A 15,248-nucleotide genomic window follows, 5' to 3' on the forward strand; every position below is an offset into this window, starting at 1 on the left:
GGGCCAGCCCGCGAGCCGCGGTGCGCCCGCGCTGGTGCTGCTGGCCGTGGGCGGTTGGCGGGCGATCAGGCGGTCAGGCCCGAGACCGGCGACGGCGCACAGCCGTCGCCCCGAGCAAGCCCAGCAGGGCTGCGACGCTCCACCCACCCAGCGCAGGCACCGCCTTGGGCGCCACCACCACAGGGGGCTCTGCCATGAACTCGCACAGGTTGGCGAACAGTTGGCCGTTTCCATTGGCCGCGTTGCCGGCCATCATGAAATTCACATCCAGGACCATGGTCAGCTTGCCGGCTGCAGCCGGCCCGCCCAAGGAACCCACTGGCCACACAAAGGCGGAGCCAGCGCCTGCGACCATGTCATCCTGTGCGGCCATGACACCCGTCAAGCCCGTGGCTGTGGCAGAACCCGCCGCAAGAAAGTTCACAGTGATCAGCCCATTGGCATTCAACGGCGCCACCACCGTTTCACTGTAGCCGCCGCCGTTGGCGAACGTGAGCTGGCCTCCTCCAAGCTGGTTGACGAACTGAAACAAAGAATCGTTTCGCGTCATGAAACTGCTGTTTTCTCCCATCAGGAACAGCGACGCGCCGGCCGACAGCGCCCCCGTGTAGGCCGTCATGTCTGCAGGTGTCAGCGGGCTCGAGTTATCGAACCGAATGTCCCAGATCTGCTGGTAGGTCGACAGATTGGCCGGTGGGGTGTCGGCATAGGTGATCGTGTGCTGGCTCTGCGCATTGCAGACCACCGGCCAGTTGTCCATGTTGGCCTGCGTGGTGCCTGTCTCCGACGTCGTGCTCAGCCCATGCACGATCAACACGTTGTCGGCGTGTGCCTGAAAGCCGACGACACAGGCCAGCCAGATCAAATGCTTTTTCATGAATCCCCCGCGCGTTTGTGAATTAACCCTTTTCATTGTATTGGCATTGAGGCATGCCCCGGTCCATCCAGCCCTGTTAACGTCCCCTCTTCTCTTCTGACCCAGGACGCCCTGCATGCACAACCCCAGCGACGCGGCGCCGCAGCCGCTTGCGCCAACGGCGGCCTACCCCGCCACAAGCCTTTCAACCAACCCTTCGGCCACGCCTTCGACGACCCCTTCGGCGAGCCGGGCCTACACCTGCCAATGCGGCCGGCCGGTGTACCTGCGCAACAGCCAGTGCCTGGCGTGCGGCACGCCCCTGGGCTATGTGGTGGCCCGTCGCAGCGTGTTGCCCTTGGCGCCCCGGGCCGGCGTGCCCCAGGCCGATGTGCCCCAGGCCGATGCCGCCCGATTCACCGTGGTGGGCGAAGACGGCGGGGCGCAGTACCAGCGCTGCGCCAATTTCGAGCCGATCGGCTGCAACTGGATGGTGCCGGTCGATGGCGAGGCCCATGCCCAGGCCGACGCCAACCTGGCCCCCGGCTTGTGCCTTTCGTGCAGTTGCACGCGCACCATTCCCGACCTCGCGGTGGCCGGCAACCTGACGCACTGGCGCAAGCTGGAAACGGCCAAGCGCCGCGTGCTGTCGCAGTTGCTGGTGCTGGGTCCGGCCGGGAAAGGTCTGCCGCTGACCACGCGGCACGCCGCGCCCGACAGCGGCCTGGCCTTCGACATCCTGACCGACACGGTGGGGGCCGACCGCGTGCTGACCGGGCACCAGGACGGCGTGATCACGCTGAACGCCGAAGAAGCCGACGACGCCGTGCGCGAGCGCATCCGCACCGACATGCACGAGCCCTACCGCACGCTGGTGGGGCATTTCCGCCACGAACTGGGGCACTACTTCTGGGACGTGCTGGTGCGCGATGCACCGGTGTTGGGCGATTTTCGCCAGCTGTTCGGCGACGAGACCCAGGACTACGCGGCCGCGCTGCGCCAGCACTACGACAACGGCCCCCCGGGCGACTGGCCGTCGCGTTTCGTGACCAGCTATGCCAGCACCCACCCGTGGGAGGACTGGGCCGAAACCTGGGCCCATTACCTGCACATGGCCGACACCGTGGACACCGCCGTCAGCTTCGGCCTCGACGCCGGCCGGGTCGAGCTGAGCACCGACCTGTTCACGCCGCAGGACCTGTGGCGACCCGACGCGCCCGAAGCGGCGGCGTTTCTCGAGTTTCTGAACACCTGGGTGCGGCTGACCAATGCGCTCAACGAGCTCTCGCGCAGCATGGGCCAGCCGGACTTCTACCCCTTTGTGCTGCCGCATGCGGCCGTGCCCAAGCTGCAGTTCATCCATGCGCTGATCACGGCGCAGTCGTCGCCATCAACTTGACACAGTATCCAGCTGTTGCCGATCAATTCAAAACGGCAAACAGGTGATACTGCCTTATTGGCAACAAACAGCATGGCGATCGAATCGGGCCGCCATCCTGAACGCGGCCGCTGTGCCCCTACGTCCCCGGTAACGGCCCCGCATGGGGCAAACCATTCGGCGAGCCTTTTGGCGTTCCCTTCGGAAAGCCCACCGACAAGCCCCTCCGCAAGCCACTTTGGCGCATCGTTCGGCAGGCCACATCCGCAAACCGTTCTGTGGGCCACGTGGGCGGGCCGGTCCGCGAAGCTGTTGGCGCCGCGACGTGGCCAGCGGATCGACAGGCCTCTTCAACGGGCTGGGCCGACAAACCCTCGGCGAGCCTACGACAAGCCGTTGGGCAAGCCATTTTGGCAAACCACTCAGCAAGCCCCTCGCCGTCAGAGGCCGAAACCGGCTTCGTCCAGCGGCATCACCGTGACGGCCACGTCCAGCTCGTGGTGCTGCCCGCCCTGGATCACGCCGCGCACGGGCGAGACGTCGGTGAAGTCGCGCCCGCAGGCCATGTAGACGTAGTCCTCGCCGGGCGTGCGCGCGTTGGTGGGGCAATGGCCAAACCACTGGCCCGTCGCCTGCGCGGGGTCGGGCGACGGCAGGTAGACCTCCACCCAGGCATGCGAGGCATCGGCCCCGATCAGGCGCGGCTGCCCCGGTGGCGGGTGGGTGAGCAGGTAGCCGCTGACGTAGCGCGCCGGCAGCCCCAGGCTGCGCAGGCAGGCCACCATGACGTGGGCAAAGTCCTGGCACACGCCGCGGCGTTTGGCCAGGGCCTGGGCGGCGGTGGTCTCGACGCCCGTGCTGCTGCCGTCGTAGACGAAGTCTTCGTGCAGGCGCAGGTTCAGCGCCTGCGCGGCCTCGATCAGGGGCCGGCCGGCGCCGAAACTCTGGCGCGCATAGTCCTCGAAATCGGCGCCACGCGGCACCAGCGGACTGGGAAAGAGGTAGACGGACGCCGGGTCGTCGGCGCGGCCACCGCGGTAGACGAAGCGCTCGCGCACCTGTTCCCACGGCAGCTGCAGGTCCAGATCGGCCCGGGCCTCGAAAGGCCGGGTGCGCACGCGCGAACGGGCGCTCAGCGTCAGCGCATCGTGCGGCTCGGTCAGCGTGAAGAAGCGCCGCTCGTTGCCAAAAGGGTCGATGTCGAGGTGCCAGTCGCCGGGCACCGGCCACACCTGCAGGTGATGCGATTCCACCGCCTGCTGGTCGGTGGCGCGCGGCGAGAGGTGCAGCTGGTGCTGGGCGACCTGAACCGGCGCCTGGTAGCGGTAGTGGGTGTCGTGCAGAACGTCGAGCAGCATGGCGTCAACTCATCACCGAGGTGGACGCATCCGACAGCGTGAAAAACCGCGTGCCCAACGCGTCGGACAGCGACGTGGCGCCGCCACCGAGCTCGTCGAGCAAGGTGGCCAGCAGCGGGGTCGGCAGGTTCGCCAGGCACAGGGCCTCGGCCTGCCAGCCGTCGGGGTTGGGCAGCAGCGCACTCAGGGGCTGGCCGGCGTCCTTCACCTGCGCCTGCAGCTTGTCGAGGTGGCTGCGCACCGTCTGGCTCACCCAGGCCAGCGCGCGCGGGTTCTCGTCGTCGGTCACCAGCACGTCGCACAGCGTGAGCAGGTTGCGCCGCTGCTGGTGACGGGCGTGAAAGGTGATGGTGCTGTCGAACAGCGCCACCACGGCCTCGAAGCCCGCCACATCGGTCAGCGACTGGTGGTCCAGCGCCAGGGCCAGGGTGTCGGCCAAAAAGGCCAGGCGCTCGATGAGGCGGCCGATGAACAGCAGGCGCCAGCCGCTGTCGCGCGTCATGCGATCGGTCTGGCAACCGGTGATGGCCGACAGCCTGGCGCTCACGTCGGTCAGCAGGCGCAGCGCCGCCGGCGCGGCATGCCGGCCCGCATCCTGCAGCGCGCAGGCGGCCCGGCTGGCGTGGTCCAGCTCGGTGCTGGCCTGCTGGATGAGCTGCCACTGCTCCAGGCTCAGGCGCTCGCGCACGGATTGCGCGGTTTGCTGCATGCAGCTCAGGTTGAAGGCCACGCTGTAGCCGTCGCGCACCTTGCCCAGGTCGGCGATCACGGTTCGCTCGAACACGCGCAAGGCCTGTTCCAGGTGCGGCGCCGTGGCCTGCGGCGTGCCTTCGTCGGGCACCAACCCGTTGCGGCAGGCCATGCGCATGGCCCAGCGGCTCACGGCGGGCGACGGCAGGTCCTCGCCATCCACCAGCGCCAGCAGCTGGCGCGCCAGCCTGACGCTGTTTTCCGCGCGCTCGGTGTAACGGCCGAGCCAGAAGAGGTTTTCCGCCGCGCGGCTGGTTACCGGTGGCCGCGAGCGCGTGGCCAGCACGGTGGTCTGCGGCAGGCGCGAGGTGTGCGCTTCGCGCGCCTGCGCGCTGACCCAGACGTCGGCACTGCTGGCACCCAGCCGCATGGCGGCCGAGCGTTCATGGGGAGCGGAGAGCCGCGCCATGCCGCCGGGCAACACCCGCCAGGTCTGGGGACCGGTGCTCAGCGCGTACACGCGCAAGACCATCGATTTCAGGGTCACCTGACCGGTGCCATGGGCGTCGACGGTCCAGCTGGGCATTTGCGAGCTGGGCACCCATTGCTGCAGCGTGTGGGCCGAGGGCGCCTGACGGATGCGCGCCGCCCAGGCCTCGCGCTGGGGGGCGCTCAGCCGGTCGCCGAACACGGGCTCGAAATCGGCGTGCAGGCGCGAGCCGCGCACGGTGGGCTTGATCACGGACTGGTCCAGCAGCGGCAGGGCCTGGTCCAGGGCGGGCTGCTCGCCACACCACCAGGTCGGCAGGGCCGGCAGGTGCAGCGGCTCGCCCAGCACCTGCTCGGCCAGCCGGGGCAGGAAGCCCAGCAGCGCCGGCGATTCGAGGAAACCGGCGCCCGGCATGTTGGCCATGACGACGTGGCCGGCACGGATGGCCTGGAGCAGGCCGGGCACCCCCAGCGTGGAGTTGGCCTGCAGCTCCAGGGGGTCGAGAAACCCGTCGTCCAGGCGCTTGATGAGGGCATGGACGGGCCGCAGGCCCTCGAGGGTCTTGAGGTACAGGCGGCTCTGCCGCACCGTCAGGTCGCTGCCCTGCACCAGGGTCACGCCCAGGTAGCGCGCCAGAAACGCATGCTCGAAATAGGTTTCGCTGTAGGGCCCGGGCGTCAGCAGCGCGACGTGGGGTGCGCCATCCGGCGGGCACCGCGCCTCGAGGCCGGCCATGAACGCCGTGTAGGTGGCCGCCAGCCGCCGCACCTGCAGGGCCTGAAACGCCTGCGGAAACTGGCGCGCAATGGCCAGGCGGTTCTCGAGCAGGTAGCCCAGGCCGGAGGGCGCCTGGGTGCGCTGCGTCACCAGCCGCCACTGGCCATCGGGCGCGCGCACCAGGTCGAACGCCAGCACGCGCAGCCACGTGCCGTCGGCCACTTGGGTGTCTTGCAGGGCATGCAGAAAACCCGGGTGACCGCGCACCAGCTCGGCCGGCAGCAGCCCCCGGCGCAGCAGCTCGCGCGGGCCGTAGGCGTCGGCCAGGATGTGGTTGAGCAGCTTGGCGCGCTGCAGCACACCCGCTTCGATGGCCTGCCACTCGTCGGCCTGGATCAGCAGGGGAAACAGGTCCAGCGACCAGGGCCGCAGCAGACGACTGGCCTCGGCATGGACGTTGTAGGTGGCGCCATCGTCGCGCACCTGACGATCCAGCTCGGCAAAGCGCAGTGGCAGGGACTCCAGGCCTTCCAGGCCCAGTTCGTCGAAAAACGTCTGCCAGGCAGGCGATACGGGACGGGATGGGCCGTCGTCACCCGGCGCACGAAGGCACCGGCGCACTTCGTCGAAGTGGCCGGGCGTGGCGGGCGCCAGCAAGGCGGGCGCCAGGTCTGCGGCAGAACCGAGCACCAGGTCACCCAGCAAGGATGGAAGGGAAGCAGGCACGGAGGGGCCGAAACTCCCCGTCGGACACGCGGACCGGCTGCAGCCCGACCCAGCCTGGGCCAGGCGCCGCCACGTGCGCGGGGAAGGTCATGAAAGCGACCGATTTTATCGGGGGCCTGCGCCGGCGCCGGCTGCCCTTCCCCGGCCCCAAGGGGCCCGCGGGCGCCATCCGGTGAAAAGTCACTGCCGGCGCAGATCCATCGTGAACGGAAACTCGCGGCTGCCCACCAGCGCCAGGTTGGCGGGTGGCGTGGGCATGGTGCCGCCGGTGTGGCCCATGGCGAAGAAGCGCGCCAGGCGGCGGCTCTCGGCCTCGTAGGCGTTGACGGGGAAGGTCGTGTAGTTGCGGCCACCGGGATGGGCCACGTGATACTGGCATCCGGCCACCGAGCGGCGCATCCAGGTGTCCACCAAGTCGAAGGTCAGCGGCGCATGCGGGTCGATCGAGGGGTGCAGCGACGACGTCGGGTTCCACGCCTTGTAGCGCACCCCGGCCACGAACTCCCCCGTCACCCCCGTGGGCTGCAGGGGCAACGGCCGGCCATTCACGGTCACGGTGTAGCGGCTGTCGTTCAGGCCGGTCACGCGCACCTCCAGGCGCTCCAGCGACGAGTCCACGTAGCGCACGGTGCCGCCCACCGACCCCTCTTCGCCCATGACGTGCCAGGGCTCGAGCGCGTGGCGCAGCGCCAGGCTCATGCCCATGGCGTCGATGCGGCCGACCGACGGGAAGCGGAACTCCAGGTGGGGCGCGAACCACTCGTCCTGAAAGGCAAACCCGACCTGGCGCAGCTCGGCCAGCACATCGGCGATGTCCTGCTGCACAAAGCTCGGCAGCAGCCAGCGGTCGTGCAGGGCCGTGCCCCAGCGCGTGGCCGGCGCCCGGTACGGCGTCTGCCAGAAACGCGCGATCAGGGCCCGCAGCAGCAGTTGCTGCACCACGCTCATGCGCGCATGCGGCGGCATCTCGAACGCCCGCAGCTCCAGCAGGCCCAGGCGCCCCGCCGGGCCATCGGGCGAGGCCAGCTTGTCGATGGAGAACTCGCTGCGGTGCGTGTTGCCCGTCACGTCCACCAGGATGTTGCGGAAGGTGCGGTCCACCAGCGACGGCGGCATGGCCGAGCCATGGTGGCGCAGGTGCCGGTCCAGCTCCTGCAGCGCGATCTCCAGCTCGTAGACCTGGTCGTTGCGGGCTTCGTCCACCCGCGGGGCCTGGCTGGTGGGGCCAATGAACAGGCCGCTGAAGAGGTACGAGAGCGAGGGGTGGTTGTGCCAGTACAGCAGCAGGCTGCCCAGCACATCGGGCCGGCGCAGGAAGGGGCTGTCCGCGGGTGTGGCCCCGCCCATGACGAAGTGGTTGCCGCCGCCGGTGCCGGTGTGGCGGCCGTCGGTCATGAACTTCTCGGCACACAGCCGGGTCTGGTGGGCGGCCTCGTAGAGGAACTCGGTGTGCGCCACCACCTCGCGCCAGTTGCGGGCGGGGTGGATGTTGACCTCGATGACGCCGGGATCGGGCGTGACCTGCAAGACCTGCAGGCGCGCGTCGCGCGGTGGCGGGTAGCCCTCGAGCACCACGCGCACATCCAGCGCCTCGGCCGTGGCTTCGACGGCGGCGAGCAGGTCCAGGTAGTCCTCGAGCAAGGCCAGCGGCGGCATGAACACGTAGAGGGCCGACGAGGCCTGCCCCACCCGCTCGGCCGCAGGGCCATTGGCGCGGCGCGGGTCGCGCGCCTCCACGCACAAGGCCGTGCGCGTGATCCCCGCCGCCGACTGGTGCAGGGCTGGCTGGGCGGGTTGAACCGACTGAACCACGTCACCCGGCCGCTGCAGGCGCAGCCTGGCCGCCTGGGCCGGTACGCCGGCCTGCGGCAGCTCGGCCTGTTCACGGGGTCGTGCCGACGCATAGCGCGCATGCAAGGCCGCCGCGGCAGGCAGGCGGCCCACAGGCGCCAAGGGGTCGCGCTCTTCCAGGAAGGGGTAGTCCGCCTCGCTGACCCAGGGCTGCGAATCGAGTGGCAGCCGATACCCCATGGGCGAGTCGCCCGGCACGAGATACAGGCGGTCGTCGCGCAGGAACCAGCTGCCCGACCGCCAGTGCGGCCCATCGAGCGCCGGGTTCGGCTTCGCGGGCTCCAGCGGCAACACGTAGCCGATGGCCGAGCCCAGCTGCTGCGTGAACACGCGGCGCAGGCGCGCGCGCTCCAGCTCGTCGTCCAGCCGGGCATCGAAGGGGTCGACGTTGACCGGCAGTCGGCGCTCTCGCCACAGGTAGTAATAGACGTCTTCGTAAGCTGCTTGAACGAAATCAGGCGATACCCCCACGGTTTCAGCCAACTTGCGGGTGAAGCGCGCGGCATCGTCGCTGGTGTAGTGCATGGGTTCGCGCTCGTCGGCCAGGCGCGCCGGGTTGCGCCAGATCGGCTCGCCGTCGGCCCGCCAGTAGATGGACAAGGCCCAGCGCGGCAGCTGTTCGCCCGGGTACCACTTGCCCTGGCCTGCGTGCAGAAAGCCGCCTTGGCCGTACGCGTGGCGCAGGCGGTCGGCCAGCTCGCTGGCATAGCCCCGCTTGGTGGGCCCCAGGGCATCGGTGTTCCACTCGGGCGCGTCGCGGTCGCTGGTGGCCACGAAGGTGGGCTCGCCGCCCATGGTCAGGCGCACGTCGCCCGCGTCCAGGCTGCGGTCCACGGTGTCACCCAACGCCAGGATGTCGGCCCACTGGTGTTCGGCATAAGGCTTGGTGACGCGCGGCGATTCGTACACCCGCGTGACCTGCATCTCGTGGCCGAAGCTCACCTCGGCCTCGTCCATCAGCCCCTCGATGGGCGCGGCGCTCGAGGGCTGCGGCGTGCACGCCAGCGGAATGTGCCCCTCACCCGCGAGCAGGCCCGAGGTGGCGTCCAGCCCGATCCAGCCCGCACCGGGCAGGTAGACCTCGCACCAGGCGTGCAGGTCGGTGAAATCGACCTCGGTGCCGCTGGGACCGTCCAGCGCCTTCACGTCGGGCGCCAGCTGGATGAGGTAGCCGGACACGAAGCGCGCCGCCAGGCCCAGGTGCCGCAACACCTGCACCAGCAGCCAGGCCGAATCGCGGCACGAGCCGCTGGCCTTGGCCAGCGTGTCCTCCGGTGTCTGCACGCCGGGCTCCATGCGGATCAGGTAGCGCACGTCCTGCTGCACCCGCTGGTTGAGCTGCACCAGGAAGTCGATGGTGCGCTGCGGGCTGCGGTCGATGCAGTCGAGGTAGGCCTGCAGGCGTGGTGTGGCCGGCTCGGTCACGCGGTAGGGCGCCAACTCGTCGGCCTGCTCGGCGCTGTAGCTGAACGGGAAGGTTTCCGCCTGCGGCTCGAGGAAGAAGTCGAAGGGGTTGTAGACCGCCATCTCCACCACCAGGTCGACCGTGACCTTGAACTCGGTCACCGGCGCGGGGTAGACGATGCGGGCCAGGTAATTGGCGAAGGGGTCCTGCTGCCAGTTGATGAAATGGTCGGCCGGCTCGACCTTCAGCGCGTACGACACCACATGGCTGCGGCAATGGGGCGCAGGACGCAGCCGGATGAGCTGCGGGCCCAGCTGCACGGGCCGGTCGTAGCGGTAGTGGGTGACGTGGTGGAGGGCGGCGTGGATGGACATGGTGGGGTGCGATGAGCTGGAACGCGAACAGGCTGCAAGCAATAATCAGGCCATTTCATGACAGGGCAGCGGCACAGGCCACGGCGGCAGACTGCGCAGCCCCGCGCGACTGCGGGCCGGCGCCCTGGGCTGCCCACCCCGCCTCATCCGGCCGCCTTACCCGGTCACTGCGCGAGCCTGTCGACGGTCCACGCAGCACCGATCCGGACGAGGCCTTGGACCGGCAACGGGCCAGGCGCAGGTTGCGTGGGCTGCCCATGCGCCGCACCTTCAACCGAGAGACCCGCTTGCGGTTTGCACGCGGTGTGGCTACCACCCGCCAGTTCATCGCAGTATGGGCCTACTGCCGTTTTTTTCATAACGGAAATTCACCCATACTCATGATTTTTTCAGCTTCTCATCCATCTCGCGGATCAAGACACGGGCCTCGTCGCCTTCGGGGATGGGCCGCCCCGAGTCGCGCCAGGCCACGGCCGACTTGAAACCCTCGGTCTGTGCGTGGCGGCGAAACCACAGGCCTTCGGGGTTGTGGCGGGTGATGCCATCGAACACCGTGGCCATCATCTGGGTTTGCTCCAGGCCCATGGTCAGCATCACCTGGTTGACCACCATTTTGTGCATGGCCAGGTGGCCATTGGGCACGCCGGCGATGCGGTCGGCCAGCCGGTCGACTTCGGCGTCCAGCTGCGCGGCCGGCACGGCCGAGGTTGCCAGCCCCCAGTCGGCAGCCTGCCGCCCGTTGATGAGGTCGCCCGTGAACATCAGCTGTTTGGCGCGCATGGCGCCCAGGCGGTAGGTCCACATGGCCGTGGTCGGACAGCCCCAGACGCGCGTAGGCATGTAGCCAATGCGGGCGTCCTCGGCCATGACCAGCAGGTCGCAGCACAGCGCGATGTCGCTGCCGCCCGCCACGGCGTGGCCGTGAACCTTGGCGATGGTGGGCTTGCTGCAGCGCCACAGGCTCATGAAGTCCTCGGTGTTGCGCTTCATGTAGGCGTAGTCGCGCATGGGGTCCCAGGGCTGACTTTCCTGTTGACAGGGGTGCTCGTGCAACTGCTCGGCTGAACCCTGCAGGTCGTAGCCGCCGCAAAAACCCTTGCCGGCGCCCTCGACCACGATGACGTGGATGTCGTCGTTGGCCTGGGCCCATTCCACCGCGGCCCGGATCTCGCGCGGCATGTCGCCGTTGATGGCGTTGAGCCGTTCAGGCCGGTTGAGCAACAGCCGCGCAACGCGCGGGCGATCGGTCAGGGCGTCGATGCGCAGGGTGGAAAACTCGGGCATGGTCTGGTCTCCAGCGCACGCGAGGGTGAACAGGAGCCGCGGCGCCTGGCCATGCTAGGAGTGCCCCGGCCTGGCGACCAGCAAGGTGGGGACAGGCGGCGCCACGCAGGGTGCAGCCTTCCGGGGCACGCTCAGCGCGGCAGCGTGATCGACACCGGGCGATCCAGCGCCGCCACGTCGCAGTTGGGCCCCGGCCCCGCACGGTCCACCACCACGAAGCGCGAGGGACGATCGAGCACCAGCAGCGAGTGGTGCCAGACGCCAGCTCGGTAGTTCACGCCCTGGCGGCCATCCGTCCAGAACGCACGCACCGCATCAGCCCGGGGCTGGTCGCCCGGCGGCGCCACCACCACCAGAAAGGCCTGGCCGTCCAGCGGGACGAACGCCTGGCTGCCGCAGGGATGGCGCTCGAGTTCATGCGCCAGCAACGGCAGCGCATAAGGCTGGGTGTGAAACAGGCTGAGCACGGGCCGCGCGCCTTCGCCCAGGGTTTCGATGCGGGCCAGGTCATCGAAGCGTGCGGTCTTGCCGCCATTGATGGCCAGGGCATCCAGGCCCTCTGCCTCGATGACGTCGCCGAACTCGGCGAACGCGGCGCGCGTCAAGGGCTGGGCCACGAGGGCGTGGGCGACAACGGGGGCGGAAACGTCCATGGTGGGTCTGATGCTTAACTGGTCAGACCAGTTTATCCCACGACATCCGCCATATTGGGGCAAATATTAGAGGGTTATCCCTTGATTAATCAGGCAAAAGTCGCGATAGGATGCCGCCCACGCCAACTGGTCAGACCAGTTGAACCCTCTTCATTCCCCCAACAACCGATCATGACCAGCCTCTCTGCCCCCGCCGCACATGCCGATGCGGCGCCCGCGTCCGCCGCGATGCACGAAGACGCGCTCTACCGCCGCGTGGCCTGGCGCCTGCTGCCCTTCCTGATGCTGTGCTACGTCGTGGCCTACCTGGATCGCGTGAACGTGGGGTTTGCCAAGCTGCAGATGCTGCAGGACCTGCACTTCAGCGAAGCCATGTATGGCCTGGGCGCCGGCCTGTTCTTCATCGGCTACTTTTTCTTCGAGGTGCCCAGCAACCTGCTGATGCACCGCATTGGTGCCAAGGCCACGCTGGCCCGCATCATGATCCTGTGGAGCATCATCTCGGCGCTCATGATGTTCGTGCAGGTGCCGTGGCAGTTCTACACCCTGCGCTTCCTGCTGGGCGCGGCCGAGGCCGGCTTCTACCCCGGCATGATCCTCTACCTCACCTACTGGTTTCCCTCGCACCGCCGGGCCAAGATGGTGGCCTTGTTCATGTGCGCCATTCCGGTGTCGGGCGTCATCGGCGGGCCGCTGTCGGGCTGGATCATGGAAGCCATGCACGGCATATCCGGCCTGCGCGGCTGGCAGTGGATGTTCCTGATCGAAGCCATCCCGTCCTTCATCGTCGGCCTGCTGGTGCTGAGCTACCTGGACAACAACATCCGTTCGGCCAAGTGGCTGAGCACGGCCGAGAAGGACCTGCTCGAGCGCAACATCGCCAACGAAAACCAGGGCAAGCAGGACAGCCACACGCGTCTGCGCGACCTGTTCGCCGACCGACGCATCGTCAAGATGGCCCTGATCTGCTTCTGCACCGTCATGGGCCAGTACGGGCTGACGTTCTGGCTGCCGTCGCTGATCAAGCAATCGGGGGTGGTGGGCACGCTGAATGTCGGCCTGCTGACCGCCATCCCGTTCTCAGTGGCCGCCTGCTCCATGTTCCTCGTCAGCCGCAGCTCGGACCGCCTGCGCGAACGCCGCTGGCACCTGATCGTGCCCTTCTGCGTGGGCGCCACCGGCCTGGTCATCGCCGGCGTGTTCAGCCACAACGTGACGCTGTCGCTGATCGGCCTGTGCCTGGCCGCAGGCGGCAGCCTGGCCACCTCGCCGCTGTTCTGGAGCCTGCCGACCGCCATCCTGTCGAGCGTGGGCGCCGCCGCCGGCATCGCCATGATCAACTCGTTCGCCAACCTCGCCGGCTTCATCAGCCCCTACATGATCGGCCTCATCAAGGACCAGACCCAAAGCGCCAGCATGGGCCTGTATGTGCTGGCCGGTGTCCTGCTGCTGGGCGCCGTGCTCACCTACACCGTGCCGGCCAAGCTGGTCAACAAGTAAGCCTTCACCGCCCTGCTGCGCAATGCGGCGGGGCGCAGGCCTGAGCCGAAGCGCTCTGCGCCCGCCGGGTGGGCCGCCGTCCCCACCGCCACGCTGCACGGGCTGCCACCGGCGGTGTGCCCCGTCCGCCAGGCGATCAACCCGATAAGATCGCTGCGTCCCTCACTCTGCCCCTCGCCCTGGTGTCCTCTTCCGCCGTCGCTGCGCAAGCCGCTCATACCATCCAGCAATGGATTGCCCAAGGCCTGTACCCGGCGGGCGCCCTGCTGCCTTCGCAACGCGACCTGGCCGAACAACTGGCCGTGAGCCGCGCCTCGCTGCGCGAAGCCCTGTCGTCGCTGCAGGGCCTGGGCCTGATCATTTCGCGACCCGGCAAAGGCATGTACGTGGCCGAGGCGGTTGCCACGCCAGCCGGTGCGCCACCCTGGCGCTTTGCGGCCACGCACTCGCTGACCGACATCTACCAGCTGCGTTTCGCGCTCGAGAACTTTGCCGCCCGGCTTGCGGCCATGGTGATCGAGGACTCGGACCTGCATGAGCTGCGCAGCAACCTGCAGGCCCTGGTGGCCGCCATCGAGGCCGGCGACCTCGCCACCGCTGCCCAGCTCGACTACGCATTTCACACCCAGATCATCGGCATTTCGGGCAACCGTGCGATTGCCGATGTGCTGAGCAACAGCGCCGAACTCATGCAGGAAAGTCAGCGCCTGCCCTTCTACCAGCGCGCCGCCCGGCGGGCGACCGGCGAGGAGCACGCCGCCATCCTCGACGCCCTGGTGGCACGCGACCCCGCGGCCGCCCAGGCGGCCATGGCGCGCCACATCGTGCAGGCGGCCCAGCGCGCCGGCGTGCATTTCCCGACCGGTCTATAGCACCGCCCGCTGCGGAACCGCCAAGGCCGCACGCCGCGCCTGGCTGGCGATGGCCGCCGCGAGCAATCCCCCGACGAGGGACAGGTGCTCGAGCGCAAAGTACAGCGACAGCTGCGCCTGTTCGGCCGGCAAGGCCCAAAAGCGATGCACGATGAGGATGCTGAGCAGCAGAAAGCCCGCCAACAGGCCGGCACCCAGCCACAGGGCACGGTCCAGCAGGATCAAGGCCGACCCCAGCAGCAAGGTGACCGCCACCACCACGTTGAACAGCACCGGCGGTGCCAGACCGGCCGCCTGCATTTCGGCCACACCGCCTGAAAAGTCCAGCGTCTTCGCCAGGCCCGAAGCCACGAACACCACGACCAGCAGGCACCGCGCCACACGCCACGGCCACGCCCCCAACCAAAATCCCACACCTTGCATGCGCTCAACCCCCATGTCTGCACGACTGGCGGGCGCGCCCCATGCGAGCCCGCAACCCGGCGGTTGCAGAAGCCCGGCAGGTTCGTGACACCATACGACCTCAACTTAACCTGAGGTCAAGCCCCCATGCGATCGCCCGCCCCGCCGCCGCCCGAAACCCCACTGCCGTCATCGGCCGAAGTCACACGCTGGCTCAGCATCGGCGAGCTGGCCACGCGCAGTGGCGTCGCCGTTTCAGCGCTCCACTTCTACGAAGCCAAGGGCCTGATCGAGAGCACGCGCACCAGCGGCAACCAGCGCCGTTTCCTGCCCGTCACGCTGCGCTACATCGCCATCATCAAAGCAGCCCAGCGGACCGGCATCGCCCTGGAGGACATCAAGGCCTGGCTGCAGCCCTACCAGTCTGGCCGCAAGCTCTCGTCCAGCGAGTGGGCGCGGATGTCCGCCGCGTGGCGCGATCAGCTCAACGCCCGCATCGAACTGCTGACCCGGCTGCGCGACGAGCTCGACGGCTGCATCGGCTGCGGCTGCCTGTCCCTGGCGCATTGCCCGCTGCGCAACCCCGGCGACGCGCTCGGCCGCCAGGGCGCGGGCGCGCGCCTGCTCGAGCGCCCGCTGGGCACGGCCTACCCGCAAGACTGACGCGCGCAGCCACCTGCAGGAACAGCGGG

General features: G+C 68.8%; 11 protein-coding genes. 4 read left to right on the forward strand and 7 right to left on the reverse strand.

All coding sequences use genetic code 11. The annotated features are described in order from the left end of the window. Nucleotides 1-73: 73 nt before the first annotated feature. On the reverse strand, nucleotides 74-877 hold the full coding sequence (locus CCO03_RS14680) for a hypothetical protein (protein WP_087282248.1): 804 nt from the start codon (nucleotides 875-877) through the stop codon (nucleotides 74-76). A gap of 115 nt (nucleotides 878-992) precedes the next feature. On the opposite strand from CCO03_RS14680, the gene CCO03_RS14685 reads away from it, so the two are divergent. Beyond that, nucleotides 993-2,255, forward strand: a complete 1,263-nt coding sequence (locus CCO03_RS14685) for a zinc-binding metallopeptidase family protein (protein WP_087282250.1) — start codon at nucleotides 993-995, stop codon at nucleotides 2,253-2,255. Between the two features lie 419 nt (nucleotides 2,256-2,674). On the opposite strand, the gene CCO03_RS14690 is transcribed toward CCO03_RS14685, so the two are convergent. The 5 genes from CCO03_RS14690 to CCO03_RS14710 form a co-directional block, all read right to left on the reverse strand. Next, nucleotides 2,675-3,592 (reverse strand): transglutaminase family protein, encoded by a 918-nt coding sequence (locus CCO03_RS14690; RefSeq protein ID WP_087282252.1) that lies wholly within the window; start codon nucleotides 3,590-3,592, stop codon nucleotides 2,675-2,677. A 4-nt stretch (nucleotides 3,593-3,596) separates the two neighbouring features. Beyond that, complete coding sequence (locus CCO03_RS14695) at nucleotides 3,597-6,215, reverse strand: circularly permuted type 2 ATP-grasp protein (protein WP_087282254.1); 2,619 nt, start codon at nucleotides 6,213-6,215, stop codon at nucleotides 3,597-3,599. A gap of 180 nt (nucleotides 6,216-6,395) precedes the next feature. Then, nucleotides 6,396-9,845, reverse strand: coding sequence for a transglutaminase family protein (locus CCO03_RS14700; RefSeq protein ID WP_087282256.1), 3,450 nt, complete (start codon nucleotides 9,843-9,845; stop codon nucleotides 6,396-6,398). Between the two features lie 378 nt (nucleotides 9,846-10,223). After that, entirely contained in the window at nucleotides 10,224-11,129 is a 906-nt protein-coding gene (locus CCO03_RS14705) for a crotonase/enoyl-CoA hydratase family protein (RefSeq protein ID WP_087282258.1), read from the reverse strand. Between the two features lie 131 nt (nucleotides 11,130-11,260). After that, complete coding sequence (locus CCO03_RS14710) at nucleotides 11,261-11,782, reverse strand: ureidoglycolate lyase (RefSeq protein WP_087282260.1); 522 nt, start codon at nucleotides 11,780-11,782, stop codon at nucleotides 11,261-11,263. A gap of 171 nt (nucleotides 11,783-11,953) precedes the next feature. On the opposite strand from CCO03_RS14710, the gene CCO03_RS14715 reads away from it, so the two are divergent. Next, nucleotides 11,954-13,282, forward strand: a complete 1,329-nt coding sequence (locus CCO03_RS14715; protein WP_087282262.1) for an MFS transporter — start codon at nucleotides 11,954-11,956, stop codon at nucleotides 13,280-13,282. Nucleotides 13,283-13,461: 179 nt separating this feature from the next. Further along, on the forward strand, nucleotides 13,462-14,154 hold the full coding sequence (locus tag CCO03_RS14720; protein WP_087284742.1) for a FadR/GntR family transcriptional regulator: 693 nt from the start codon (nucleotides 13,462-13,464) through the stop codon (nucleotides 14,152-14,154). On the opposite strand, the gene CCO03_RS14725 is transcribed toward CCO03_RS14720, so the two are convergent. Beyond that, entirely contained in the window at nucleotides 14,149-14,568 is a 420-nt protein-coding gene (locus CCO03_RS14725) for a DoxX family membrane protein (protein WP_236903859.1), read from the reverse strand. The genes CCO03_RS14720 and CCO03_RS14725 overlap by 6 nt on opposite strands. A 135-nt stretch (nucleotides 14,569-14,703) precedes the next feature. Here CCO03_RS14725 and soxR point away from each other — a divergent pair, with 135 nt between their 5' ends. Continuing rightward, a complete protein-coding gene (gene soxR, locus CCO03_RS14730; protein WP_087282266.1) occupies nucleotides 14,704-15,219 on the forward strand; it encodes a redox-sensitive transcriptional activator SoxR in 516 nt (171 codons plus the stop codon). The last annotated feature ends 29 nt before the right edge of the window (nucleotides 15,220-15,248 follow it).

This window comes from Comamonas serinivorans (genome assembly GCF_002158865.1).
In the GTDB taxonomy this organism is placed as follows: Bacteria; Pseudomonadota; Gammaproteobacteria; order Burkholderiales; family Burkholderiaceae_C; genus Comamonas_E; species Comamonas_E serinivorans.

What these genes read in the sequence shown, in the direction of transcription:
- CCO03_RS14680 (WP_087282248.1), bottom strand. Translation starts at nt 877, where the DNA reads ATGAAAAAGCATTTGATCTGGCTGGCCTGTGTCGTCGGCTTTCAGGCA.
- CCO03_RS14685 (WP_087282250.1), top strand. Translation starts at nt 993, where the DNA reads ATGCACAACCCCAGCGACGCGGCGCCGCAGCCGCTTGCGCCAACGGCG.
- CCO03_RS14690 (WP_087282252.1), bottom strand. Translation starts at nt 3,592, where the DNA reads ATGCTGCTCGACGTTCTGCACGACACCCACTACCGCTACCAGGCGCCG.
- CCO03_RS14700 (WP_087282256.1), bottom strand. Translation starts at nt 9,845, where the DNA reads ATGTCCATCCACGCCGCCCTCCACCACGTCACCCACTACCGCTACGAC.
- CCO03_RS14705 (WP_087282258.1), bottom strand. Translation starts at nt 11,129, where the DNA reads ATGCCCGAGTTTTCCACCCTGCGCATCGACGCCCTGACCGATCGCCCG.
- CCO03_RS14710 (WP_087282260.1), bottom strand. Translation starts at nt 11,782, where the DNA reads ATGGACGTTTCCGCCCCCGTTGTCGCCCACGCCCTCGTGGCCCAGCCC.
- CCO03_RS14715 (WP_087282262.1), top strand. Translation starts at nt 11,954, where the DNA reads ATGACCAGCCTCTCTGCCCCCGCCGCACATGCCGATGCGGCGCCCGCG.
- soxR (WP_087282266.1), top strand. Translation starts at nt 14,704, where the DNA reads ATGCGATCGCCCGCCCCGCCGCCGCCCGAAACCCCACTGCCGTCATCG.